This is a genomic window from Sphingobacterium sp. WM (assembly GCF_029542465.1).
GTDB classification, from domain to species: domain Bacteria; phylum Bacteroidota; class Bacteroidia; order Sphingobacteriales; family Sphingobacteriaceae; genus Sphingobacterium; species Sphingobacterium cellulitidis.
Genome location: NZ_CP120709.1, coordinates 2,230,565 through 2,255,007 on the forward strand (window position 1 = coordinate 2,230,565; position 24,443 = coordinate 2,255,007).

The window sequence follows — 24,443 nt, forward strand, 5'->3', positions numbered from 1 at the left end:
AAAATAGATATGAATTTTAGAAAATCGATATTATTTGTAGGATTGCTTTTTGCAACCAGTTCTACTGCCCTATTTGCACAGTCGGGCAATGTAAAGAAAGCAAAAGCAGCTATTGTTAAATACGAAGAATTAAAAGCTGCTGGTTCTGCTGAATTAGGTAAATCTAACCTTACTGCAGCTCAAGAAGCTATTGATGCCGCTGTGGTTCATGACAAAACTAAAGATGATCCTGAAGCTTGGACTTATTATGCATTGGTGTACTCAAACCTTGCAAATTTGAATAAAAGTGCTGAAGATGCTACCAAAGCAAAAGATGCTATTGCTAAAGCTACAGAACTTGATAAAGATAAAAAGCATGCTGATAACATCTTGGTAGCTGGACAAACACTTGGTCAATTCAAATTTAACGAAGGTGTTGCTGCTTGGGACAAACAAGATTATAAAACTGCATACGCAGATTTCTCAGATGCATTAACTTACCTTCCTGGTGATACTACCCTAACTTTCTATTCAGGTCTTGCGGCAGTACAAAACAAGGAGTATGATAAAGCAATTGAGAAGTACAAAGAATTAGTTCCAATTAAGGAATACTCTAGCCATAAAACAATTTTGGTAGACCTTCCTAAATTGTACCTTCAAAAAGGTGATACAGCATCTGCAATTACTGCAGCAGCTGAAGCTGTAGCAGCTTATCCAAATGATAATGATGCTGTTGTTCAAAACATCGAATTGAACTTAATCACTGGTAATGAAGCGAAAATCGTTTCTGACATTGAATCTCAAGTTGCAAAAGATCCTCAAAATAAAAGCTTACACTATTATTTAGGCTTAGCTTATGGTGCTGCAGGTGATACTGAAAAATCCCTAGCTTCTTACCAAAAAGCTCTTGAAATCGACCCTAATTACCTTGAAGCAAACACAAATGCTGCAGTGGTAATCATGAACGGTGGCCGTGAGGAACTAATGAAACTTAATGAAGACAAATCAATTCCTACTACTGAATACAATAAAAGAGTTGAAGGAATCAAAGGAAAAATCGCTCAAGCGGTTCCTTACCTTGAGAAATCAGTTGAATTAGATCCTAAAAATGTAGACGCGTTAAGAAATCTAAAAAATTACTACGATTTCATGAACGACGAAGCTAAATCAGCTGAAATTCAAGCAAAAATTGAAGCTTTAAACTAAGCTATACTCATAAAAAAAATGAAGGGATGAACCAAAAGTTCATCCCTTGATTGTTTTAGTATTTAGTATATAGTATTTAGTATTTAGACCTATGGCGGATAAGTATAGTTCACAAGAATAGACTTAATAGTAACGTGAGCTTAAATATTCAGAAAATAAATTTATCAAACTATCCAGGAAATCTAAATAATAACTACTATATATTAGATAATCAGTTAACAGATATATTCAGAAAGCCATATTATCAAACTATCCAGGAAATCTAAATAATAACTACTAGATATTAGATATTCAGTTAACAAATATATTCAGAAAGCCATATTAGCAAACTATCCAGGAAATCTAAATAATAACTACTAGATATTAGATATTCAGTTAATAGATATATTCAGAAAGCCATATTAGCAAACTATCCAGGAAATCTAAATACTAAATACTAACTACTAAATACTAAAATCAGCCCAACGCTACGTCCAGCACCATCATCACCACAAAACCTAGGATAAATCCAAGGATAGGAATATCGGAGTGTTCTTCTTGTTGTGTTTCGGGGATTACTTCTTCAATTACGACGAATATCATTGCACCTGCGGCAAATGAAAGGGCATAAGGAAGGATTGGCATAAAGAACCCGACTGCGAATGCTCCTAGCACCGCAAAAACAGGTTCTACGATTGCTGATAATTGACCATATTGAAAGCTTTTCCATCTGGACAATCCCATTCGACGAAGTGGCATTGATACGGCAATCCCCTCTGGGAAGTTTTGTAATCCGATACCCATTGCCAACAAAACAGCACCGGTGATACTGGCTTCAGGAACATCTAATGCTGCGCCACCAAAGAGAACGCCAACCGCCAAACCTTCAGGAATATTATGTAAAGCGATAGCAATAGTTAACAAGGTAGTTCTATGTAAGGACGATTTTGGTCCTTCTGTTTTTAAGAAATTCAAGTGAAGGTGGGGCATCAATTTATCTAAACCAAAAATAAAAAGCGCTCCAAGAATAAAGCCAATTGCGGAAGGCATCACTTTGGAAAACCCTTCGCCAGAACTCATTTCAATGGCTGGTGAAAGTAAAGACCAGAAACTAGCAGCAACCATGACCCCTCCAGTAAATCCAAGCATGCCATTCAATAACTTTTTATTGACTCCTTTGAAAAGAAAAACGCCGGCAGCACCCAAAGCTGTTACTCCCCAAGTGAATAATCCAGCGAACAAAGCCGAAACAACAGCATTCTGTTTTCCAAGAAACTCTACTAATTCATCTATCATTTGATCCAGTGCAGAATAATTTGCTGAAAATAAGTATTCTAATTTAGATTCTAATAAAATAATACGCTTAATTGTACATCTGTCGATGTTTTTAGGTAATGCAGAAAATAGATTTAATTAAATTTTATGTGGATATGAAAAAATATCTTGAACTGCTCCCATACCTGATATTAAGTAGATTTCCATAAAAAAAGGAGCTGATTTACAGCTCCTTTCCTATCCAATATGTATTTTTTCATCTCAGATGTGACCTCAACATCCAAGCAGTTTTTTCATGTTTTTCTAATAATCCAACGAGGAAATCCTCAGTTCCAGCATCATTATGTTCTTCTGCTAGTTTAATGTCTTCTCTCAATGAGATAATTAAACTCTCGTAATCATTTAACAACTCAGCGATAAATCCTTGACTATCATTCTTTTTATATTTCATTTCAGTCAGTTGAGTCAGTTCCAAGAATTCTTTCATGGTACCTACTGCATAATGACCAATCGCACGAACTCTTTCCGCTACCTCATCGATAATTTCAGCCAATTCAGAATACAGTTCTTCAAAAAATATATGTTGTGCATGAAAATCCGGACCTTCAATATTCCAGTGCGCATTACGAACCTTAGTATAAAGCACATTCTCATCTGCCAAAAGCTTATTTAATAATCCTGCTACAACTTTTGTGTCCTGTTCTTTAATTCCTATATCAGTTTTCATATTCCTATTTATTTAAAATGTTAATGTAATTTCTTGCCAATTTGTTTTATTTATTTTTAATATCGGCTAGCTGTATTTAATTTTTCCAAAGCCTCCTCACCTAATCTCAATTGCAAAGCGGAAACAAAACCTTGTAAATGACTTTCTTTTGTCGCACTGGCTATGGGAGCCGTAATATTGGGTTGAGCTAATAACCATGCTAATGCAACGGAGGCTGCCGATGTACGGTAAGCCGAAGCCACATCATTCAATGCCGCAACAATACGTTGCCCTCTTTCATTCCAATATCTTTTTTCAATACCTTCTCCCCTTTTGGATTTCGAAAAATCATCATCAGTCAAATACTTCCCTGATAAAAATCCACTCGCCAAAGAATAATATGGAATAACGGCTAGACCATATTGTTGAACCGTTTCCGCATATTCAGTTTCATATTTCTCCCGATCATACAAGTTATATTCAGGTTGAAGGGAGATATATTTCGGTAATCCTAATCTACTTGACGTGTCCAAACTCTCCAATAAACGATCTGTTTTGATATTGGATGCTCCAATGTATCGTACCTTACCTTCTTTTATCAAATCCTCATAAGCTCTTAAGGTTTCCTCCACTGGCGTATCCAAATCATCGTAATGCGTTTGATATAAATCAATATATTCTGTTTGCAATCGACTTAAGGAAAGCTCAACCTGCTCTTTTATATAGTCTGCCTTGGTATTGGTTTTACTGTCATAACCAAACCTTCCAGCAACTTTGGTCATCAAAACGACTTTTTCCCGGTTATTTCTCTCGTTTAGCCAATTTCCAATAATAGTTTCTGACTCTCCACCCTTATTGCCGGGCACCCAATGAGAATAATTGTTGGCTGTATCAATTGCATTGAAACCCAAATCCATAAATTGATCCAAAATTTCAAAGGATTGTTTTTCATCCAAGGTCCAACCAAAAACATTTCCCCCAAAAATTAAGGGTACTATTTCTAAATCAGACTCTCCAAATTTTACGATTTTATCCATTTAAGCACGAATTTTTAGTATTAACAATTTACTCATTATTTAGCAGATAAAGGCCTTTTTCAAGCTTTATATTGTCATAAAAAAGTCGATATATCATACCGCATTACCTTACAATTCGTACTTTTGTTCTTTGTCAAAAAATAAAATGTCTAAAGAGATTCCTTACTTCCATTTATTTCAAGAAGATACAGAACAAATCATCCTTCCAAGTCGATTTACTTTTCCATTTTGTTATGAACCACATGAACTAAGTAAACTTGCCGCCCAACAGGTTCAAGATTACTTAATGAATCAACAGGATTTTGACCATAACTTCGGATTGGACCCTGAACAATCCGGATTGATCATCGGAAAAATGTTTGGCGTATTGGTGCTGAGAGATCAACATGGCCAATTAGGATTTCTTGCCGCAGTATCTGGAAAATTAGCCGGAACAAATAGACATAACTATTTTGTTCCCCCAATCTTTGATATGCTTGACCCTGAAGGTTTTTTTCTGAAGGAAGAAGAAATAATCAATCAAATAAATAGAGATATTGAAAAGCTTCAAAATTCAACAGCATTAAAAGACTTAAAAACTAAGCTAGCAAGCACAAGGGCTCAAGAGGAACAAGCCTTGGCAGATATGCGTGCCTTACATAAAAAGAATAAAGCCGAAAGGAAGGCTATTCGAAATACCCATAAAGAATCCCTTTCTATCGACGAATATAAATTGATTGAAGAGGATTTAATCAAACAGAGTTACCGGGACCAGCATCATTATGATGTCCAAAAAGAACTCTCAGCCAGGAATATCCTACAGGCTGAAACTGAATTGAATGAAATTCTCAACCAAATTGACCTTTTGAAGCAGGAAAGAAAACTGCGTTCCTCCAATCTTCAGAATGAACTTTTTGACCAATATCATTTCTTAAACGCCAATCAGCAGCGTAAATCTGTATTGGATATATTCAAGGACAGTAAAAACATAATTCCACCGGCGGGTGCTGGCGAATGTGCTGCTCCAAAACTGCTTCAATATGCTTTTGAGCATAACTTGAACCCCATATCTATGGCAGAATTCTGGTGGGGCTCATCGCCTAATCAGGAGGTCCGTAAGCATCAGAACTTTTACCCCGCCTGTCGAGGGAAATGTGAGCCTATTTTGGAACATATGCTCCAAGGTTTGTCCGTCGATCCTAATCCCATGCTGGAAAACCCTGCCGATGGCAAGGAGTTGGAAATCATCTTTGAAGATGAAGCAATCATCGTAGTGAACAAACCTGCAGAATTCCTTTCGGTCCCTGGCATCAATGTCCAAGATAGCGTGCAAAGCCGTATTATGGCAAAATATCCGAATCTGGATAGCCCATTGATCATTCATCGATTGGATATGTCTACCTCAGGAATACTTGTTCTTGCAAAAACCAAGGAGGCACATCAATTTATTCAAAGTCAATTTATCAACCATACGGTTAAGAAAAGATATACCGCCCTTCTGGATGGCATTATCCAACAACCTGAAGGCTTAATTGATCTTCCACTACGGGTGGACCTGGATGATCGACCTAGACAGGTGGTTTGTTACGAATATGGAAAACCTGCGCAAACAGAATATAAAATTGTAGCCATCGAAGGCCAGCATACGCGAATCCATTATTTCCCGCAAACGGGAAGAACCCATCAATTGAGGGTTCATTCTGCGCATGCTAAAGGCTTGAATTGTGCTATTATTGGTGATGACCTCTATGGAAAACGGGCAAACCGTTTGCATTTACATGCGGGATATATTCAATTTATTCACCCCCATTCCAAAGCATCAGTTTCCTTTGAGGTATCGGACCCGTTTTAGATTTCGCAGGATTTCTTTAACTTAAAGCAAATAATCACACCGAAATGGAAGTCTTAAGATATGCCTATCAACATCCTCAATTAAAATCATCCGACTTGGAACTGATTTTTGAAGCCCATGACCAAGTCCATTTATCAAAAGGGGATTTTATACTGGAAAAAGGTCATATAGCCAATGAATACTATATTGTGGAAGAAGGTTTAGTCCGTACCTATTTATATGATTATGAAGGCAATGAAATCAGCACTGGCTTTTCCGGAAAAAATGAAGTTGTAATTGAAGTAGCCTCGATTTTTCAAAGAATTCCAACCCAAGAATATATACAATGTTTAACAGATTGTATCTTATGGAAAATTGATTACGAAAAATTTCAGGACCTTTTTCATAAAATCCCTGCTTTCCGAGAATGGGGTCGTGCTTGGATGGCTTTTGAACTTTATCTGTCCAAGAAAAGAGCAACGGAAATGATTACAGAGCCCGCAAAAATGAGATATCTCCATCTCATGGAAGAAAAACCACAAATTATCCAGCAAGCACCCCTCAAATATATTGCCTCCTATTTAGGCGTAACAGATAGTTCGCTTAGTAGAATCCGTAAAGAAATCCTTAACGATTAATAATAAAAACAAACATGATGGATTATTTTGAAGATCAAACCTTTCAGAATATCAATTTTATAGATAGCCCCCTTTACAAGGGCGAATATGAATACTGTAAATTTCTTCAATGCAATTTTGAAGGGGTAAACCTCAACAATTATAAATTTATCGATTGCCAATTTGTGGACTGCAATTTATCCCTGGCAAAAATTGAACAATGCAGTTTCCAAGACATCCTATTCAAAAACTGCAAATTGTTGGGATTACGATTTGATAGTATCAACCCATTTAATATCCAACTCCGCTTCGAGGAATCCAGCTTAGACCATAGCTCCTTCTATAATTGCAATATCAAAGGAACAGTCTTCTCGAATTGCCGTTTGCATCAGGTAGACTTTGAAAACGCACATTTAACCAATGCCAGCTTTGCCGGATCCGATATGAAGGACGCCCAATTTATTAACTCCAACCTTGAGAAAGTGGACTTTAGAGAATCAAAAAACTTGATTTTAGATCCAAGCATCAATAAAGTTAAAGGAGCGAAAATAAATCTCAATAGCCTACCTGGTCTATTATTAAAATACAAGTTATCCATTAGCATCTAATCGAAATTTTATTTTTCAAGAAGGATCTAATTTAAGATTTCACAAACTGTTACAAGGCAATATGAATTATTGGTTGTGAATCAATCGTAATTTATTCTGCTACTTAATAAGTTATTCGGCTTTAGTTAGAGTCAAGTATTGAAAATAGTCGGACCATGCTCGGACCTAATAGGGACCTCCTTCGATTTTTTTCGGCAAAGGTCCGAAGAAGGTCCGAAGAAGGTCCGGCAAAAGTGCGGTAGTACCATGAATTTTTCCTGAAGTATTTTTCAGTTTTGTATTTAATAGCCACTCCAGATTTACACAATTTCAGACCATAACATTTAGGATTTTGAAAAAGGAAATTAACCTATTTGTTAAAAAGCCTGAATAAATAGTAGCAAGGATTCTATTTCTCGGGCATTATCCTTAATTTTAGGGATATGAAGATATTGGCCTTTGGAGCGAGTAATAGCTCCGATTCTATTAATAAAAAGCTGGTTAGCAGTGTAAGTAAATATTATAAAGAAATTGATGATGAGATCTTGGTACTGGACATCAATAATTTTCCTGTTCCAATATTTTCCAAGGATCTAGAAAAAGAAATCGGAATTCCTGAAAATGCTGTGGAATTTGCTACCAAGATTGATTGGGCGGATTTGATATTGATATCATTTGCAGAGAATAACGGAAATTATAATGTAGGTTATAAAAACCTGTATGATTGGATTTCAAGAATAAAGGGTCGGAAGGTGTATCCGGGGAAGCCGGTATTCCTATTATCCACGAGTGATGGACCAAGGGGCGCCAAAACTATCTTAGAAATGGCTGAAGCTAGGATGCCTAGAGATGGGGCAACTGTCCTGGAAACGTTTTCCTTGCCTGATTTTCAATTGAATTTTGAGGAAGGGAAAGGGATCATTACGCCTTTATTAAGAAGTCAATTGGAAGCGAAAGTGCGCAAAACAAAACGCTTGATGGCCGAGCGTTTATCAAATGAACAACAGTAAAATTAAATTTTCAATATTATGGCAAAGAAAGTATTATTATTAGTTGGTGATTATGTAGAGGATTATGAAGCTATGGTTCCTTTTCAAGCAATGGAATCCATAGGTATCCAAGTAGATGCTGTAGCTCCGGACCGCAAAAAAGGTGATGTGGTTCCGACTGCTGTTCATGATTTCACGGGTGATCAAACCTACAAAGAATTGAGAGGGCATAATTTTGCTATCAACAAGGATTTTGATTCGGTAAACACGGCAGATTATGATGGATTATATATTGCTGGTGGACGTTCTGCAGAGTACATCCGTTTAAATAAAAGAGTTTTAGAGATTACGAAGGACTTTTTTGATCAAGACAAACCAGTAGCAGCGATCTGTCATGGAATTCAAGTATTAACTGCTGCGAAGGTATTGCAAGGACGAACATTAACGGCTTATGTTGCTGTAGGACCAGATATTGAATTGGCGGGTGGTACATGGAAAAACATCCCTGCTGATCAAGCTGTGGTTGATGGCAACCTAGTTACCTCGCCAGCATGGCCTGGACACCAAAATATCCTGAAGGAATTCTATAAATTACTTGGCATTAAGATTAGTCTTTAATGGAAAAAAAACGTAAAAAGATTTGGTTTATTGCCATTCCTCTGATCCTTATCCTTGGGTATTTTATTTATGATGCCTATTCCCAACCTTCTATCGAAGAAATACCTGGTGGTTTTCAGGAGGTTGCTTTTGTTCGAAACGAGAACAATAAAGGTGGGATCATCCGGATTTATGCAGTGACTGTAGAAGATCAACTCAATGCACAATATGAACAATGTGCAGATATGTTTCCAGTAAATGATTATGGGAGTGTCACCAAGATTTACTTCTTTGACAAGAACAAGCCCTATCCTACTGAATTGAAGCTGGAAGACCCACATTATGATGCTTCGAAGTACGAAGCAATTAATATTCTTAGCCGTCGAGGCGTTAATAAATAAGAATCTATTTTTTAAATAGCTGTAATGTAATACATTACAGCTATTATTTTTTGTGAAAATAAATTTTCTTATTTAAATATATTTTTTATATATTTATTCAAATAAAATATTTAACAAACAATTTTTTTAACCTACATCTATAATTGAAATGCGGATATAGGCAGTTACATTAGAATTTCTCTCGTGAAGCTGTTGTTAAATTTCATTTTATTTATTGCGATTATAGTAAAATGATAGCACTCGAGGGCCCTTGGGTGCTTATTTGATTATATTAGTCAATCTATAAGAACATCTGTTATAATACTTTATAAACCCATTTCCATTTAGTTCAATTTTTAATTATAATTCACATATTTTTTACTTAATTTTAACCCGTAATTAATTACATAAGTAAATAATCTAAAAAAACACATCCCATTCGAGAATTTTTTTGGGGAAAAAGCAGTAAAATAAATAGCGAAATAGATAAAAATTGATAAATCAGCCGGATCAAAAAAAACATCCTCAAATCAATTCCATTATTTAATAATTTGATATTAATTTATTAACTTTTACCAAATAAAGCTCGAACATCTTTGAGCTATGATGACAGATAGAGAAATGGCAAGCAAATTTATCCCGAGAGATATTAGTTGGTTAAGTTTTAATGGTCGAGTTTTACAGGAGGCAGCGGATCCAACTGTACCTTTACATTTAAGAATAAAGTTTTTAGGCATATTCTCTAATAATCTGGATGAGTTTTTCAGGGTAAGGGTTGCTGCATTAAAAAGAGCAGCTGAAATAAACACTAAAGAGTCAAATAGTTATTTTTATAAACCACCTGCAATTATCCTTGAAAAAATTACGGAAATTGTAATTAAGCAGCAGCGAAAATTCGACAAAATTTGGAACCAGGTCCAGCGTGAAATGGCCAAACAGAAAGTCTATATTAAATCTGCTGAAGACCTAAACCCAACCCAGTTAGCATTTGTAAAGAATTACTTTGACGAGGAAGTTGAAACCAATATCATCCCTTTAATTTTGGATGAAACCAAGCCTATGCCCTATCTTCGAGATAAGAGCTTATACCTGGGTATCGCCATGTATAAAGATGATTGGCAGTATGACACCAAATTTGCAATCATTGAGCTTCCATCCAGACAGCTTGGACGATTTGTTATTTTGCCATCACCTAAAAATCAAAAACATATTATCTTAATTGAAGATATCGTAAAGGTCAACCTGCCATATATATTCTCTTATTTTGGATTTGATGATTTCGTCGCTAATACTTTTAAAATCACAAAAGACGCTGAATTTGACATCGACAATGATGTTAACACGACCTTTGTAGAGAAAATTAGTAAGGGAATCAAAAATCGTAGGAAAGGAAAACCAACCCGATTTGTATTTGATCAAGAAATGGATCCTAAGTTATTGGAATTACTGATTAAAAAACTGAATTTCAGTAAGAAAGACAGTATCATTCCAGGTCAAAAGATTCATAATTTCAAGCATTTTATGGATTTTCCCGATGTTTTCAAAGCGGATGAAAAGCCTGAGGAAAGAATGTCCTTTGAGCATCCGGACTTTGCAGGAACAGACCGGGTGACCGATGTGATCCAGAAAAAAGATGTTCTTCTATCCTTTCCATACCATGAGTTTCGACCGATGATTGATTTATTACGGGAAGCAGCCATGGATCCAGATGTGAAGTCCATCAAAACAACCATCTACCGGATGGCAACCAATTCCAAGATTGCCAATGCCTTGGTAAATGCAGCCAGAAATGGTAAGGAAGTAACCGTCATGCTGGAACTGAGAGCAAGATTTGATGAAGAGCATAACTTGGAATGGAAAGAACGATTTGAAATGGAAGGAGTCAAGGTTCTTGTAGGTGTACCGAATAAGAAAGTGCATGCCAAATTGTGTATCATCAAGAAACGCGTTCAAAATAAGACGATTCAATATGGTTTTGTGAGTACAGGAAATATCAATGAGAAAACCGCCAAATTATATGGTGACTATTGTTTGATGACCAGCAACAAAGGAGTCATGGCTGATATCAATAAGATCTTTAATGCTTTGCAAAAGCCAAAAATTCCAATTGAAAATCAAATTCATCACAATAAGCATTTGATGATCTGTCCATTCGATATGCGTCAGCAAATTTGTGCCTTAATTGATAAGGAGATTGCAGAGGCCAAAGCTGGGAAACCTGCTCGAATTATTATCAAGATTAATTCATTAAGTGATAAAGAATCCATCAAGAAAATATATGAAGCGGCAACCGCTGGCGTTCAGGTAGATCTTATTGTGCGTGGTATTTTCTGTGCAGTCAATCAAAAGAAATTTATCAAGCCATTTCATGCCATCAGTATAGTTGATGAATTTTTAGAACATGCGCGTGTATTTTATTTTTATGCTGCCGGTAAAGAATTGACCTATATCTCATCCGCAGATTTGATGACCAGAAATTTGGATCATCGGATTGAGGCTGCTGTAAAAATCAACAATAAGAAATTAAAGCATGAATTATTGGATATGCTGGAGATTCAACTGCGAGACAATGTCAAAGCAAGGTATCTGAATAACAAGCAAACTAATGAATACGTTCATAATGAGGAGCCTATTTGCCGATCACAAATTGAAATTCACAATTATCTTAAATCTAAAGTCGAAGAAAAAGAACTGATCGAGCAATAGTAATTATTTTATTATGCTAATATTTTTAGTATTTTAGTAAAAATATTAGTGAGATGGAACGTGAATTAATTACAGGTAGAGGTGCTCAAAAGAATATTGACAATGTATTTTCGAGATACAGTTATAGTCAAGACCATATAGAGGGAATTGATGATTGGGAACAAGACGTTCCGAATACCCAATTTACCATTATTCACCCCAAAACAATAGTCAATAAGGTTCACAGCCCTGATGTCGGTATGGAATATTCCTTGAATCCATATCAGGGTTGTGAGCATGGCTGTATTTATTGTTACGCCCGAAATTCCCATCAATATTGGGGTTATAGTGCCGGATTGGATTTTGAAAGTAAAATACTGGTCAAAGCCAATGCTCCAAAATTATTCCGCGAACATATTCGTAAAAAGAACTGGGAAGGCACTCCCATTTCCCTTTCTGGGAATACGGATTGTTACCAACCCCTAGAACGCAAGTTTAAGCTTACCAGAGCCATTTTAAAGATTTGCCTGGAACATGGCCAACCCGTCGGGTTAATTACGAAAAACAGCCTAATTCTACGCGATTTGGATATCCTATCTGAACTGGCAAGTAAAAATCTATGTGTCGTCTTTATTTCCATCAATTCATTGACCAAGGAGACGCGATCCAAGATGGAGCCACGAACAGCTACTGCCCAGCAAAGATTAAAGGTTATAGAAACCTTATCACAACATGGGATTCCTGTTGGAATCATGTGTGCCCCAATAATTCCAGGACTTACAGATCATGAAATTCCCAAGGTCCTTAAAGCGGCATCAGATGCCGGAGCAAAATGGGCTGGTTATACGATAGTTCGACTAAATGGAGAGATTTCGAAAATTTTTGAAGATTGGTTAAAAAAATCCTACCCAGACCGAGCCAATAAGATTTGGCATAGTATTCAGGATTGTCATAAAGGAAAAGTCAACGACAGCGATTTTGGGAATAGAATGAGAGGAACAGGACACTTAGCAGAAATCATTCGGAATAATTTCAAGCTTCATTGTAAAAAGTATAATCTTAATCAGGAAATGTTTGAATATGACCTCTCCCACTATAAAAAACAGCAAAATACACAGTTGAATCTGTTCGATACCACTAATCCATAGATGTTAAAATTATGTTAAATTAATATTGTATCAGGCATGTTTCAGTTGGTATGGCATTAGGTTTGGACATAGGACCGCAATAAACTATAGAAAAACAACAAAATAATTTGTACTATGAAAAAATCAATGAAATTACTGAGTCTATTATTTGTAGTGTTATTTGCAGTATCTGCTTGCTCAAAGGACGATGATCCAGCAGATAATGATATTTTTGTAGATGACTATAAAGGTACTATTAGCTATGTGAATGAAAACGATAGCGAGAAAAATGTTTCACCAACAGAAGGTAAAGTTACAGTGACTAAAGTAGGTGGATCAAACTACTCCTTTATCTTCGATAGTAATATTCCAGATATTATCAATGTGAAGATGCAAAAAGGAGAAAACAATAAATTATTTATAGAAGATGGTGCTTTCGGCGTACTTTCTATAGATGCAGATCACTTAACCATTGGCTATACAAAAGATGGGGAAACTTGGACTGCAAACTGTAAACGTGACTAAAACTTCGATATATACAGATTAATTTAACTTGACAGGAGTCATCGAATGATGACTCCTGTTTTTTTTCTTAATAGCCTATTGCAGTTTGATTCTATGGCTAAACTATATTATTACTTCTTGAAATCCATTAGGTTCAATAGCAGCGTGATTTTAAACAAGTTTGAGTTACTATTGATAAATAAGCTATAATCCTTTCCAAACTCTTTGAACAGCCTACTTTCAAGGGATTTAATTCGCGTATCATCTGCTTGGTTCACTAAGTAATGATTTACACGATTACTGATTTCAAGACTTAGATGATGATTCTTCACCTTCAAGCGTAGTTTCAAGGGAAAATTCTCCATACTGTTATAGCCATTGATCACACAATTCTGGATGATAGGCAACAATATTAAGGCAGGAATCTTTTCTTCAGGATCCTCCATATCAAAGTCAACTTTATAGTGTATTTCAGATTCTGATAAAGAGGAATAAAGTTCAATAAAACCTTGGATTAAATTGACTTCAGCACCTATAGACCAAACTGATTCTGAATTCAACGCCAATATATCAGCTTGATAAGCCCGAAATTTTACAGACAAAGAATCTGAGATTTCTGGATGATTATAAAATAGTTGGGAAAGTTGCTTTTCGGTTTGGGCTTTCAAAAAACTTAGTTCTGTCTCAGCAGTCAATAATTTATCTTCCAGCTCAGCTAGATTTTTTGAATTTTTCTTCCAAAACATGATGCTAATTATTGTAATCTTTCTTTAGAATTTTTAGTTTCCTTCTTTCCTTCCAATCCACTTACACCGCCAGACACCACTAGTTTCATGGCATCAGTTGCAGAAAGATTTAATTTAGTAACCTTTTCTGATGGAACCACAACCACCTGACCAGCAACAGAATATGAATAAGGGAAATAAACAACTACTTCACCTGGCAAATTGATGGCATGTAAATCTCTTTGCGTCAAAAAACCAATTTTCTTGAGTCCATGTTCATTTACTTCCACCAATACTGGTTCGTTGAATTTCTTGGCATCTCCTACGAATGCTTCCGTAAAATCTTTTATGGATGAATATAAAGTATTGAATAAAGGAATCTTACTGATTGTTCTACTCAACCAATTTCTGATTGGAGCTGTAACCAAAGTGGTAAAGATAAAACCTATAAGGGTAAGCAATAGGATAACCGAAACTATCCCCAATCCGGGAATATACAAGGGTTTACCGGTTTCATCCACCAAAAAATGTTCTGTGATATTTAAGGCACCATCCAGGGTTGCGACCAGCCACACAATCACAAAGATTGCTCCGGCAACTGGAGCCACCACCAATGTCCCCTTAATGAGGTAATAAAAGAATTTTTGAAAAAACTTAGTTATCATTTTACTCGTAATAATAGACTCTTTTTACACGACTTGAAATATTGACCAACAATTCATATGGTATCGTTTCGATATCCTGGGAAGCCTGCATTAAGTTGGGAAAAACAAGAACCTCATCCCCTACTTGAACATCCTGTCCGGTCACATCCAACATACACATATCCATACAAATATTTCCAACGGTTGAAGCTAGGTTGCCATTAATTTGCATTTTTCCAATGGAATTTCCAAATCTTCTGGAATAACCATCAGCATAGCCGATTTTTACCGTTGCGATTTTACTAACCCTATGCAATACTCCTTTTCGGTCATAGCCGACGGTTTCACCAGCAGGTAATTCCTTGATCTGGGTGACTGTTGTTTTCAAGCTACTGACCTGTTCCAAATTTGGCAAGTTCTTATCCATATCGACCCCGTACAAACCAATCCCTAAACGAACCATATCCAAATGGGCCTGCGGCCAACGAACAATGGCAGACGTATTTGCCACATGCTGAATAAATTTATAGCCTAATCCGGCTTCAAGCTTTGCAGCAGCTTCCTGATAGGTTGAAATTTGATATGCCGTAAATTCATCCTGCTTTGGATCACCAGAAGCGACCAAATGGGTGAAAAAGGATTGCACCCGTACTTGGTCCTGATTACGCAACCGTTCAATTACTGCCTCGACCTCAGAAGGAAAGAAACCTAATCTATGCATCCCTGTATCAAGCTTAAGGTGAATCTTGAAGTCCTTGATATTTTGTTCTTTTAAGAAATCAATAAATTCTTCCAAGAAATCCATGCTATAAACCTCAGGTTCGAGATTATGTTGAACCAAAGACTGGAAGGTATCCCGATCAGGGCTCAACACCATGATAGGAAGAGTAATCCCTGCCGTTCGAAGTTCAACACCCTCATCTGCAAAAGCAACAGTCAGATAATCAACCTTACTAAATTGCAATAAATTAGCAACTTCAAAGCTACCACTTCCATAGGAAAATGCCTTCACCATCGCCATTAACTTCACATTCCTTGGAATCAAAGAACGATAAACCATTAAGTTATTAGTAATCGCATTTAAATTAATCTCCAAGACTGTTCCATGCGACCTCAAAGCCAATCTTTGGACAATTCTTTCAAATTGAAACTTCCTGGCTCCTTTGATGAGGATGCTTTCATCATGAAAATCCAATTCCGTCAAATGGTTCAAAAATTCTTCGGTATTGCTGAATTGTTGGATGGAATGGATTCCAAGGTCCTTCAACCAGTCAAAATCCCGACCAACCCAAATAAATTTTTGAAGTTGCGAGTTATTCAGCAAATCCTTTAGTTTTTGCTGCAGCTTATCACTTTCCATTAGTCCTTCCATTTCAGAAAGGATCAGGGATTTCTGAGCATGCTGGTTCTGTTGATGGAGGAACTCCAAAGATATTTTTAAGGATGCAAGATCATTCGAATAGGAATCATCAATTATTGAACAATGATTGACACCTTTCTTCAGTTGGAGACGCATTTCCAAAGGCTTTAAGGCTTGGATACGCTCAACAATAGTTTCGGCATCATATCCTAGGAAATACATGACAGCAATACAGCTCATGACATTCTCAATGGATGCTCGGTCTGTAAAAGGAACCTGACAGATACAGATAAGTTCACCAATCTTGATTTTAAGCTTGCTGACCTGATTAAAGGTCTCTTCTTGAATCAGCTGAATTTGATCAGTATCACTTTTGCCCCAGGATACAAGTTTGATTTTTGGATCAATTAAATCCTTGGAAAGATATTCAGATCCTGCAACCAGTACCTCAACATCCTTGAACAGTTTTAATTTTTCTGTTAGTTTTTGTTGTTTGGTTTCAAAGTTTTGGGAATGTGCCACTCCAATATTGGTAAAAACCCCAATGTTGGGCTGAATCATTTTTTGGAGTGCGTCCATTTCACCTGGTTCAGAAATTCCCGCTTCGATAAGGGCCAAATCATACTGCGGACCTAAGTTCCACAAGGAAAGAGCGACGCCTAGTTGGGAATTATAGCTTTTTGGGCTTTGATAGACTTTCTTTTCAGGAATCAACAATTGGAATAGCCAAGCTTTTACAATAGATTTTCCATTGCTACCGGTTATTCCGATTATGGGGTAATGAAACTGTTCTCGATGATAGGTCACCAATTCTTGCATAAACTGCAGGCCATTGTCAACTTGAATGACATTGACATCTTTTTTATCTTCCAGGAAAGTTACCGGATTCGAGATTACAAAATTTCGAATACCTTTGGCATAAGCATCTGGAATAAAATCATGACCATCACGAGTGGCCTTTAGGGCAAAAAATAGAGATTCATCAGGATTATTCACCTTGCGGCTATCGTATACTAGTTCGCTGATTTTAGACGATAAATCATTTGACATCAATGGTTTCCCATTTAGTTTCTCGCAAATAAATTTAATAGTATACATGATTCTGCAAATAATGAACGAAGTTCATCATTTTTTTTAAAAGTTCATCATTTTTTGAAGATTTGCATTATGGATGAAGCAAACAGAAAAAAGAAAGTATATACTCCATTGGAAGCCAGACGGAAAGCAGAATCCTATTGTGCCTACCAAGAGCGGTCTCAGCAGGAAGTACGGGATAAATTATATCAATGGGGCTTGCATCAGGCCGATGTTGAAAACAATATTAGCTATTTGATCGAGCATAATTTCTTAAATGAGGAGCGATTTGCCAAGGCTTATGTTTTAGGGAAATTCAGGATTAAAGGTTGGGGTCGAATTAAGATTAGCCAAGGATTAAAGATCAAACAAGTATCATCACCCTTGATAAAAATAGCATTGAAGGAGATTGATGCGAATGATTATTTCGAGAAATTAAGAAGCATTCTGGAGAAGAAGTCGAATTTAATCCATGAAAGCGATGCCTATAAAAAGCGGAATAAGCTATATCAATACGCTTTGGGCAGAGGATTTGAAAATAATTTAATTTTAGAGGTACTGAAAGACAATGGATTGGAGGATTAGCTAAAATTTTTTGAAAAAATAATTTCAGGATTTCAATTTTCTCTCTATATTTGCACCACGTCAAGCGAAAGTAGCTCAGTTGGTAGAGCACAACCTTGCCAAGGTTGGGGTCGCGAGTTCGAATCTCGTCTTTCGCTCAGTTGCCTAGGTGGTGGAACTGGTAGACACGCAGGACTTAAAATCCTGTTCCCGTTAAGGGAGTGCGGGTTCGATTCCCGCCCTAGGTACTTCAAACCCTTGATAACATAAAGTTATCAAGGGTTTTCTTTTTTAAGAAAGAGTAAATGATAATACAAAAACAGGGGCAGATAAATATTTATCTGCCCCTGTTTTTGTATTAAACGGTTATACTTATACCCTATTTTCGTCCTCTTCGAAGGTTTCTTACCTTGCGTATTCTTGTAATCATACTTACGGCAATCAGGCTAACCTGTGGCATCCGCGATATCCTTCGGCCTGGTTTCAATTTCCTAATAATGTAAGTTTAAAATTCATTTAAGTTTACTAATTCAATAACGCTTTCCTTCGCTCTATTTCTGCTTGCAAACTACTGAACCACTCTTGATAAACTCTTGGTTCATAAATCATCTGCTCCTTATTTTGCTTATTTACAGTTCCCCAATAACCATTCGAACTTGATTCTGCTCCTTCATAAAGCGTAATCTTAACCTCGCAAACCTCTTTATTTATCGTTTCTACATAAAACATAACCTTTGAAGTATTAGCATCTTTAGATGTACCAACCAAAAAGCGTTGCATGGCAGCGTTTTTATTCTCTATGCGTTTTGACCCATTTATTAGACCAGTTTCTTTATCTGCACGATCTACAATATAACTTTCTGACTGAAGTAAACTAATTACCGATTTGAACACCAATTCCTGATCAGATTCAAACTGCTTGGTAGTCATCATCTTCACTTCTGCTGGGGATTTTGTAACCATTTGCGTAGCACATGAACTAAACATCAAAGCAATACACATAAATAAAATTAATTTTTTCATTTTTTTATATAGTTAATAAATTAATAAGCAGTTGATACGACAGAGTAATCCAATACGACATCCTTCTCATCAAAAGTGATGATAAGATCAAAAGATTTACTGCTACTACTTTGGCTTGCACGTTGTCCTGCAAAAAAATCTGTTGAACCAGCTTTATTCTCAACAGACATCTTATTATAGCTCCATACCTCTCTATTAGATTTATTTTTCGAAACCAAATTCGGAGAACCAAACAACTTTAAAACCTCATCTTGCGTTGTATTTCCTTTAATAACTTTAGATTTAACAATTCCCATTGTCAAATTACTTTTCTCTGCTGCACTATCAGCACCGTACTTGTAGCTATTACAAGATGTAATGGAGATCAACACAACTCCCAATAATGACATAAGTTTTTTCATAATAATAATTTGAGCAAGATTAATTAATTGTTTTATTATTACATTACGGCAAACCGTAAAACACATTAATTAAAGAATAAGTAATTGTACATCTATACACCCAACGATCATTAGTAATTACTAATCAGTGCACTTAGGCTACACACAATTGATTATATTTGTTTACCAATTATCATCTATATATGGCAATCAATAAACACTCAATAATAAGATTATAGTAAAGAGCTTATTTACTAAAGCAGATGTTATTGAATAATGGTACAAAAAAATAAAGGCAAAAATAGACAGTATACCACAAGCAATCTTGTAGAAGACCTTCAAAAGTGAGTTCGTTCCACAACTTCCTAACGATGTAAATGCAATGGATTTATTACCAAGATCATTTCATTGAAATGTGACGTGAAAGGTTATAAGAAATGAATGAATTAAATAGCAAACACATAAACTAACCAATTATCAATTTTTATGAACATAAACGAAGTAAGAGAAATAATCTCCCATTCTGAAATAACAGAGCAATTAACTCAATACGCTGTACAAATTATTTTCCCATCGAACAGTGAAAAATATGAATTTACTGGGTTATTCAATATCTATAAGTTTATTAAAGACCAGAAAGATAAATGGGGAACAATTGAACAAGGTAAAAATGATCATTATTTTCGTCAGAGCAAATCTTTTTTTGACAATGCTTTTAACCAGATTATTAACATCCTTTCTAATGTTAAAAACAAAATCATCAACAAAACAAACATTCCACAATCATTAGCAAAGCTAAAACAGTCATTAACACCAAATAATCAGATATTTACTTTTGATGCACCAGAGGTTGACTTTTTATTTAATCTACTAGTTAAATTCCCTAATTCAGTTGAAGCTGCATTTCAATACTTTACAGCCGGCAGTATAGCATTGAATAATAAGGACAATATTCAAGGAGTGTTTTTAGCGTATGAATTTCAGAACAAAGATATCTCCCACATGTTCAATCGACGCGAATCAGAAAAGAAATCGCTTTTCGAACTAAGACGTAATATTGATAAAACAGCAAACGAATATGAGAATTCTTTAACTACACATATAAAAAAATCAATAAAGGACTATGAACAATATAAAGCAAATCTTGATCAATTTCAACAGCGTTCAGAAGATTCTTTGAGCCAATGGATGATTACACATAAGGGTGAATTTGAAGGTTTTCACAAAGAATCTATTGAAAAGGTATCTGCTTTAGAAAACCAATATGCGGAATTATTAAAATTAAAAGAGCCTGTGGAGTATTGGAAAGAAAAGGCAGAAGGGTTACGCAAAACTGCGTATTGGGCATTTGGGGCAACAGGTTTCTGTACACTATTACTAGCTTTTTTCATTTACAGGCTATTATGGCATACACCAGAAGGACTGCTAGAGTCTTTATTTGACGGGGATAGAACTGCTGCGATTAGATGGTCGATTGTTTTTGTAATTTTTATTTCACTATTCTTCATAATCATTCGTGCTATTATGAAATTTATGTTCAGTAATTTTCACCTAGCTAGAGACGCTGAGGAACGAGAAAAATTAACCTACTTATATCTAGCTTTAATTTCAAATGGTCAATTTAATGAGGATGAACGTAAAATTGTGATGCAATCACTTTTCAGCAGATCCGATACTGGTCTATTGAAAGAGGACTCTTCACCAACAATGCCTGGAGTAAATTCGTTATTTGAGAAAATTAAATAAACTATGTTAAACACAAAATATCATTTATTCCACGAATTTTTAGGCAAGCTGCCTAATGACCATATTTAACCTATCCAAAGAACTAAATTCTTTAATAAGGGCAAATTTTCTAGGATGATAAGCTCATAATATAAGTCATAAATTTAAATTTATTCTGAACAAAAAATACTTCAAGACGAAAAAGGATTTTCATGTTCTGTAGAACTTCAACCTTTATGGTTTCCTCATCACATATATTAAAAAATAGCAAAAAATATACTGATCATTTATGAAACACGGAAATTGAATACAATATATTTTTTCACTAAAATAATCCTGAATTTCATCTTTGATTTTTTCATATCCTACCCCACCGAAAATATGTGGGAAAAGATATCAGTTCATATTCTTTGCTGATATTGAATATGCGAAGATGTTCCACCACCTTCCAAAATACTTCCCCTATTCTAATATGTTATTATTGTTTGTTTAATGTCCCCACCCAAGGAAAATACATTCCATTTGTTGCTTCCTTATTTAAATAAAAATTATCTAGCCTAAAAATTATTTAAGGTCCAAATTATATTGCTTTCAGAATATAAATGATTTCATATCCTTTGAGTTACTAATAAATAAACGCGAAAAATACATTTATTATTAACCTATGTCTGATAGATAAAATCTATCAGAACAGCCATGCATCTTAAATTTTATTTATCTAACTTTAATTAAATTTAAAGGAGGAAAACAAAATCCTCAAATAGAATTTTTAATTATAGACAATATTAATCCGAACAAATAAATCAGCAATTATATAGAAAATAAAAAACAGAGATATGGAAAATGGAAACGACATCAGCAAATGCCCATTTCATAATGGCACATTAAAACAAAATTTGACAGTAGCCGGAGGAGGTACGACGATTAAGGATTGGTGGCCAAAGAATCTAAAGGTTAGTTTATTGCGTCAGCACTCGGGCGCATCAAACCCAATGGATCCAGATTTTGACTATGCAGAAGAATTCAAGAAATTGGATTTAGAGGCTGTAAAACAAGATTTACATGCATTGATGACAGACTCTCAGGATTGGTGGCCTGCGGATTTTGGACATTACGGAGGTTTATTCATCCGTATGGCATGGCACTCAGCGGGTACTTACCGTGTAGGTGATGGCCGTGGTGGAGCTGGAACAGGTCAACAACGTTTTGCACCCTTGAATAGCTGGCCAGATAATGTGAGCTTGGACAAAGCAAGAAGGTTATTATGGCCTATCAAACAAAAATATGGTAGAAAATTATCCTGGGCAGACTTATTGGTATTGACTGGTAATATCGCTTTGGAGTCCATGGGCTTTAAAACCATTGGATTTGCTGGTGGTCGTGTAGATGCTTTCGAACCAGATGAGGATGTATACTGGGGTTCTGAAGACACCTGGTTAGGTGGTGATGTCCGCTATGCTCATGGCTCAGAAGGTATTGTTGATAAGGAACATGGCGTGTTATCTGGAGAAGAAAAAGCAGATGGCGATGTACATTCAAGGAATCTTGAAAACCCATTAGCAGCAGTACAGATGGGATTAATCTATGTTAATCCAGAAGGTCCAGATGGTAATCCTGACCCAATTTTAGCAGCCAAAGATATCCGTGATACTTTTGGACGTATGGCGATGAATGATGAAGAAACTATCGCGTTGATTGCTGGAGGTCACTCCTTTGGTAAAACGCATGGGGCTGGACCTGCGGATAACGTAGGGAAAGAGCCCGAAGCGGCTGGCTTGGAAGAGCAAGGCTTAGGCTGGAGAAGTTCTTATAAATCTGGAGTTGGAGCTGATGCCATTACTTCAGGTTTGGAAGTTATCTGGACCGAAACGCCAACACAATGGAGCAACAACTTTTTTGAAAACCTATTCAATTACGAATGGGAATTAACAAAAAGTCCTGCAGGAGCTTATCAATGGGTGGCAAAAGATGCTGATGATGTTATTCCTGATCCATTTGATCCAAATAAAAAACGTAAGCCAACGATGTTGACGACGGATTTATCTTTAAGATTTGATCCGATCTATGGACCTATATCCCGTAGATTCTTTGAGAATCCAGATCAATTTGCGGATGCTTTTGCAAAGGCATGGTTTAAATTGACGCATAGAGATATGGGACCTCGCTCCCGTTATTTAGGTCCGGATGTACCTGCGGAAGAATTCTTATGGCAAGATCCTATTCCTGAAGTAAACCATGAATTGGTAAATGATTCAGATGTTGAAGACTTAAAAAATAAGGTCCTTTCTTCAGGATTGAGCGTTTCAGAATTAGCATCTACCGCTTGGGCATCAGCATCTACTTTCCGTGGTTCTGACAAACGTGGTGGTGCAAATGGTGCTCGCGTACGCTTGGCGCCTCAAAAAGACTGGGAAGTAAATAATCCTACACATTTAAACAAGGTCTTGGGCGTATTGGAAGGCATTCAAAATGATTTCAATCAAGCGCAAGCAGGTGGAAAGAAAGTTTCTATAGCAGATTTAATTGTGATCGCTGGTAATGCAGCGGTAGAAAAAGCGGCAAGGGAAGCTGGAACAGATATTAAAGTTCCATTCACAGCCGGCCGTATGGATGCCTCACAAGCAGACACTGATGTAGAATCGGTAGCTTTCTTGGAACCTATCGCAGATGGTTTCAGAAACTATAAGAAAAGGAAATATACTTCTACCACAGAGGAATTATTAATTGATAAAGCGCAGCTTCTAAACTTGACTGTTCCTGAATTAACAGTATTGATTGCTGGAATGCGTGCATTGGATACCAATTACGATGGTTCAAAAAATGGAGTATTCACGAATAGACCAGGTCAATTGACCAACGACTTTTTAGTGAACCTGCTGGACATGAATACCGCATGGAAAGCAGCTTCAGAAGATAAAGAACTATATATCGGTACGGATCGTAAGACTGGACAACCAAAATGGACAGGTACCCGTGCAGATTTAGTATTTGGTTCCAACTCGGAACTTCGTGTGGTTGCTGAAATCTATGCGAGTGCGGATGCACAAGAGAAATTCGTTAAGGATTTTGTGAAAGCATGGACCAAAGTAATGGATGCTGACCGTTTTGATGTTAAATAAATAGTAATTCAGAAATAAAAAAGAGCCTCCCTGATAGCAGGGAGGCTCTTTTTGTTGCTCTAGTATTTATGAATAAATATTGATCTCTGGAAATTAAAGTAAGGCAAGCATCCAAGCTTTTTTAACCTCATCTCTTTGCAAATAATCCTTGGCTTTGAGTAATTGATGAGTAATCCTGGTACTTTCATCGCCAATAAATGCATTTAATAATTCCTGAATCTCGGAATCATATTTAAAGGCATCAATTTCTTGATCTGTTGGCAATTGCTCAATACGGGAGAGTTTTTCTAATTCAGAATCATTAAAAATTCCTGAATTGGTAATAAAAGATGGAATATCTGTTTTTTGCAT

The 24,443-nt window shown here is 36.1% G+C and carries 22 protein-coding genes and 2 tRNA genes; 15 read left to right on the top strand and 9 right to left on the bottom strand.

The window, feature by feature from the left end:
* The first annotated feature begins 9 nt into the window (after positions 1-9).
* On the top strand, positions 10-1,185 hold the full coding sequence (locus PZ892_RS09620; RefSeq protein WP_094282498.1) for a tetratricopeptide repeat protein: 1,176 nt from the start codon (positions 10-12) through the stop codon (positions 1,183-1,185).
* A 456-nt stretch (positions 1,186-1,641) separates the two neighbouring features.
* Here PZ892_RS09620 and PZ892_RS09625 read toward each other — a convergent pair whose 3' ends face one another.
* From PZ892_RS09625 to PZ892_RS09635, 3 genes are all read right to left on the bottom strand, one after another.
* The gene (locus PZ892_RS09625) at positions 1,642-2,460 is read right to left on the bottom strand and encodes a ZIP family metal transporter (protein ID WP_277710934.1); all 819 of its coding nucleotides are present in this window, start codon (positions 2,458-2,460) and stop codon (positions 1,642-1,644) included.
* A 235-nt stretch (positions 2,461-2,695) separates the two neighbouring features.
* Entirely contained in the window at positions 2,696-3,166 is a 471-nt protein-coding gene (locus PZ892_RS09630; RefSeq protein ID WP_094256532.1) for a DNA starvation/stationary phase protection protein, read from the bottom strand.
* Between the two features lie 56 nt (positions 3,167-3,222).
* Positions 3,223-4,182, bottom strand: a complete 960-nt coding sequence (locus PZ892_RS09635) for an aldo/keto reductase (protein ID WP_182498559.1) — start codon at positions 4,180-4,182, stop codon at positions 3,223-3,225.
* Between the two features lie 145 nt (positions 4,183-4,327).
* Here PZ892_RS09635 and PZ892_RS09640 point away from each other — a divergent pair, with 145 nt between their 5' ends.
* The 9 genes from PZ892_RS09640 (at position 4,328) to PZ892_RS09680 (ending at position 13,499) form a co-directional block, all read left to right on the top strand.
* On the top strand, positions 4,328-6,013 hold the full coding sequence (locus PZ892_RS09640; protein WP_277710935.1) for an RluA family pseudouridine synthase: 1,686 nt from the start codon (positions 4,328-4,330) through the stop codon (positions 6,011-6,013).
* Between the two features lie 44 nt (positions 6,014-6,057).
* Positions 6,058-6,630 carry a Crp/Fnr family transcriptional regulator gene (locus PZ892_RS09645; RefSeq protein ID WP_094256535.1) on the top strand — a complete coding sequence of 191 codons (573 nt, stop codon included), beginning with the start codon at positions 6,058-6,060 and terminating at the stop codon, positions 6,628-6,630.
* Between the two features lie 14 nt (positions 6,631-6,644).
* On the top strand, positions 6,645-7,217 hold the full coding sequence (locus PZ892_RS09650) for a pentapeptide repeat-containing protein (protein WP_277710936.1): 573 nt from the start codon (positions 6,645-6,647) through the stop codon (positions 7,215-7,217).
* Between the two features lie 422 nt (positions 7,218-7,639).
* On the top strand, positions 7,640-8,206 hold the full coding sequence (locus tag PZ892_RS09655) for an NAD(P)H-dependent oxidoreductase (protein WP_277710937.1): 567 nt from the start codon (positions 7,640-7,642) through the stop codon (positions 8,204-8,206).
* An 18-nt stretch (positions 8,207-8,224) separates the two neighbouring features.
* Positions 8,225-8,803 (top strand): DJ-1/PfpI family protein, encoded by a 579-nt coding sequence (locus PZ892_RS09660; RefSeq protein WP_094256538.1) that lies wholly within the window; start codon positions 8,225-8,227, stop codon positions 8,801-8,803.
* Positions 8,803-9,183, top strand: coding sequence for a hypothetical protein (locus tag PZ892_RS09665; protein WP_094256539.1), 381 nt, complete (start codon positions 8,803-8,805; stop codon positions 9,181-9,183). Before PZ892_RS09660 ends, PZ892_RS09665 begins: the two co-directional genes overlap by 1 nt.
* A 582-nt stretch (positions 9,184-9,765) precedes the next feature.
* Complete coding sequence (ppk1, locus tag PZ892_RS09670) at positions 9,766-11,868, top strand: polyphosphate kinase 1 (protein ID WP_277710938.1); 2,103 nt, start codon at positions 9,766-9,768, stop codon at positions 11,866-11,868.
* Between the two features lie 53 nt (positions 11,869-11,921).
* Entirely contained in the window at positions 11,922-12,995 is a 1,074-nt protein-coding gene (locus tag PZ892_RS09675) for a PA0069 family radical SAM protein (protein WP_277710939.1), read from the top strand.
* 126 nt (positions 12,996-13,121) lie between these two features.
* Positions 13,122-13,499, top strand: a complete 378-nt coding sequence (locus PZ892_RS09680; RefSeq protein WP_277710940.1) for a hypothetical protein — start codon at positions 13,122-13,124, stop codon at positions 13,497-13,499.
* Between the two features lie 110 nt (positions 13,500-13,609).
* On the opposite strand, the gene PZ892_RS09685 is transcribed toward PZ892_RS09680, so the two are convergent.
* From PZ892_RS09685 to PZ892_RS09695, 3 genes are read right to left on the bottom strand one after another with little or no spacing between them, the layout of a single operon-like run.
* Positions 13,610-14,224: a hypothetical protein gene (locus PZ892_RS09685; RefSeq protein ID WP_277710941.1), complete on the bottom strand. Its 615-nt coding sequence runs from the start codon at positions 14,222-14,224 to the stop codon at positions 13,610-13,612.
* Positions 14,225-14,232: 8 nt separating this feature from the next.
* Entirely contained in the window at positions 14,233-14,868 is a 636-nt protein-coding gene (locus PZ892_RS09690; protein ID WP_277710942.1) for a DUF502 domain-containing protein, read from the bottom strand.
* Position 14,869: 1 nt separating this feature from the next.
* A complete protein-coding gene (locus PZ892_RS09695) occupies positions 14,870-17,305 on the bottom strand; it encodes a bifunctional UDP-N-acetylmuramoyl-tripeptide:D-alanyl-D-alanine ligase/alanine racemase (RefSeq protein WP_277710943.1) in 2,436 nt (811 codons plus the stop codon).
* 69 nt (positions 17,306-17,374) lie between these two features.
* Between PZ892_RS09695 and PZ892_RS09700 the strand changes: the two genes are divergently transcribed.
* The 3 genes from PZ892_RS09700 to PZ892_RS09710 all read left to right on the top strand — a co-directional run bounded on the left by PZ892_RS09700 (position 17,375) and on the right by PZ892_RS09710 (position 18,093).
* On the top strand, positions 17,375-17,866 hold the full coding sequence (locus tag PZ892_RS09700) for a regulatory protein RecX (RefSeq protein ID WP_094256545.1): 492 nt from the start codon (positions 17,375-17,377) through the stop codon (positions 17,864-17,866).
* A 64-nt stretch (positions 17,867-17,930) separates the two neighbouring features.
* A tRNA-Gly gene (locus PZ892_RS09705) sits at positions 17,931-18,003 on the top strand.
* Between the two features lie 5 nt (positions 18,004-18,008).
* Positions 18,009-18,093 (top strand) — tRNA-Leu (locus PZ892_RS09710).
* A gap of 277 nt (positions 18,094-18,370) precedes the next feature.
* On the opposite strand, the gene PZ892_RS09715 is transcribed toward PZ892_RS09710, so the two are convergent.
* Both PZ892_RS09715 and PZ892_RS09720 read right to left on the bottom strand, forming a co-directional pair.
* Complete coding sequence (locus tag PZ892_RS09715) at positions 18,371-18,868, bottom strand: hypothetical protein (protein WP_277710944.1); 498 nt, start codon at positions 18,866-18,868, stop codon at positions 18,371-18,373.
* A gap of 20 nt (positions 18,869-18,888) precedes the next feature.
* Positions 18,889-19,269, bottom strand: coding sequence for a hypothetical protein (locus PZ892_RS09720; RefSeq protein WP_277710945.1), 381 nt, complete (start codon positions 19,267-19,269; stop codon positions 18,889-18,891).
* 465 nt (positions 19,270-19,734) lie between these two features.
* On the opposite strand from PZ892_RS09720, the gene PZ892_RS09725 reads away from it, so the two are divergent.
* A complete protein-coding gene (locus tag PZ892_RS09725; RefSeq protein ID WP_277710946.1) occupies positions 19,735-20,994 on the top strand; it encodes a DUF6161 domain-containing protein in 1,260 nt (419 codons plus the stop codon).
* Positions 20,995-21,809: 815 nt separating this feature from the next.
* Positions 21,810-24,092, top strand: a complete 2,283-nt coding sequence (gene katG, locus PZ892_RS09730; RefSeq protein ID WP_277710947.1) for a catalase/peroxidase HPI — start codon at positions 21,810-21,812, stop codon at positions 24,090-24,092.
* A gap of 93 nt (positions 24,093-24,185) precedes the next feature.
* Here katG and PZ892_RS09735 read toward each other — a convergent pair whose 3' ends face one another.
* Positions 24,186-24,443 (bottom strand): hypothetical protein, encoded by a 258-nt coding sequence (locus PZ892_RS09735; RefSeq protein ID WP_277710948.1) that lies wholly within the window; start codon positions 24,441-24,443, stop codon positions 24,186-24,188.

What these genes read in the sequence shown, in the direction of transcription:
- PZ892_RS09620 (WP_094282498.1), top strand. Translation starts at nt 10, where the DNA reads ATGAATTTTAGAAAATCGATATTATTTGTAGGATTGCTTTTTGCAACC.
- PZ892_RS09625 (WP_277710934.1), bottom strand. Translation starts at nt 2,460, where the DNA reads ATGATAGATGAATTAGTAGAGTTTCTTGGAAAACAGAATGCTGTTGTT.
- PZ892_RS09630 (WP_094256532.1), bottom strand. Translation starts at nt 3,166, where the DNA reads ATGAAAACTGATATAGGAATTAAAGAACAGGACACAAAAGTTGTAGCA.
- PZ892_RS09635 (WP_182498559.1), bottom strand. Translation starts at nt 4,182, where the DNA reads ATGGATAAAATCGTAAAATTTGGAGAGTCTGATTTAGAAATAGTACCC.
- PZ892_RS09640 (WP_277710935.1), top strand. Translation starts at nt 4,328, where the DNA reads ATGTCTAAAGAGATTCCTTACTTCCATTTATTTCAAGAAGATACAGAA.
- PZ892_RS09645 (WP_094256535.1), top strand. Translation starts at nt 6,058, where the DNA reads ATGGAAGTCTTAAGATATGCCTATCAACATCCTCAATTAAAATCATCC.
- PZ892_RS09650 (WP_277710936.1), top strand. Translation starts at nt 6,645, where the DNA reads ATGATGGATTATTTTGAAGATCAAACCTTTCAGAATATCAATTTTATA.
- PZ892_RS09655 (WP_277710937.1), top strand. Translation starts at nt 7,640, where the DNA reads ATGAAGATATTGGCCTTTGGAGCGAGTAATAGCTCCGATTCTATTAAT.
- PZ892_RS09660 (WP_094256538.1), top strand. Translation starts at nt 8,225, where the DNA reads ATGGCAAAGAAAGTATTATTATTAGTTGGTGATTATGTAGAGGATTAT.
- PZ892_RS09665 (WP_094256539.1), top strand. Translation starts at nt 8,803, where the DNA reads ATGGAAAAAAAACGTAAAAAGATTTGGTTTATTGCCATTCCTCTGATC.
- ppk1 (WP_277710938.1), top strand. Translation starts at nt 9,766, where the DNA reads ATGATGACAGATAGAGAAATGGCAAGCAAATTTATCCCGAGAGATATT.
- PZ892_RS09675 (WP_277710939.1), top strand. Translation starts at nt 11,922, where the DNA reads ATGGAACGTGAATTAATTACAGGTAGAGGTGCTCAAAAGAATATTGAC.
- PZ892_RS09680 (WP_277710940.1), top strand. Translation starts at nt 13,122, where the DNA reads ATGAAATTACTGAGTCTATTATTTGTAGTGTTATTTGCAGTATCTGCT.
- PZ892_RS09685 (WP_277710941.1), bottom strand. Translation starts at nt 14,224, where the DNA reads ATGTTTTGGAAGAAAAATTCAAAAAATCTAGCTGAGCTGGAAGATAAA.
- PZ892_RS09690 (WP_277710942.1), bottom strand. Translation starts at nt 14,868, where the DNA reads ATGATAACTAAGTTTTTTCAAAAATTCTTTTATTACCTCATTAAGGGG.
- PZ892_RS09695 (WP_277710943.1), bottom strand. Translation starts at nt 17,305, where the DNA reads ATGTATACTATTAAATTTATTTGCGAGAAACTAAATGGGAAACCATTG.
- PZ892_RS09700 (WP_094256545.1), top strand. Translation starts at nt 17,375, where the DNA reads ATGGATGAAGCAAACAGAAAAAAGAAAGTATATACTCCATTGGAAGCC.
- PZ892_RS09715 (WP_277710944.1), bottom strand. Translation starts at nt 18,868, where the DNA reads ATGAAAAAATTAATTTTATTTATGTGTATTGCTTTGATGTTTAGTTCA.
- PZ892_RS09720 (WP_277710945.1), bottom strand. Translation starts at nt 19,269, where the DNA reads ATGAAAAAACTTATGTCATTATTGGGAGTTGTGTTGATCTCCATTACA.
- PZ892_RS09725 (WP_277710946.1), top strand. Translation starts at nt 19,735, where the DNA reads ATGAACATAAACGAAGTAAGAGAAATAATCTCCCATTCTGAAATAACA.
- katG (WP_277710947.1), top strand. Translation starts at nt 21,810, where the DNA reads ATGGAAAATGGAAACGACATCAGCAAATGCCCATTTCATAATGGCACA.
- PZ892_RS09735 (WP_277710948.1), bottom strand. Translation starts at nt 24,443, where the DNA reads ATGCAAAAAACAGATATTCCATCTTTTATTACCAATTCAGGAATTTTT.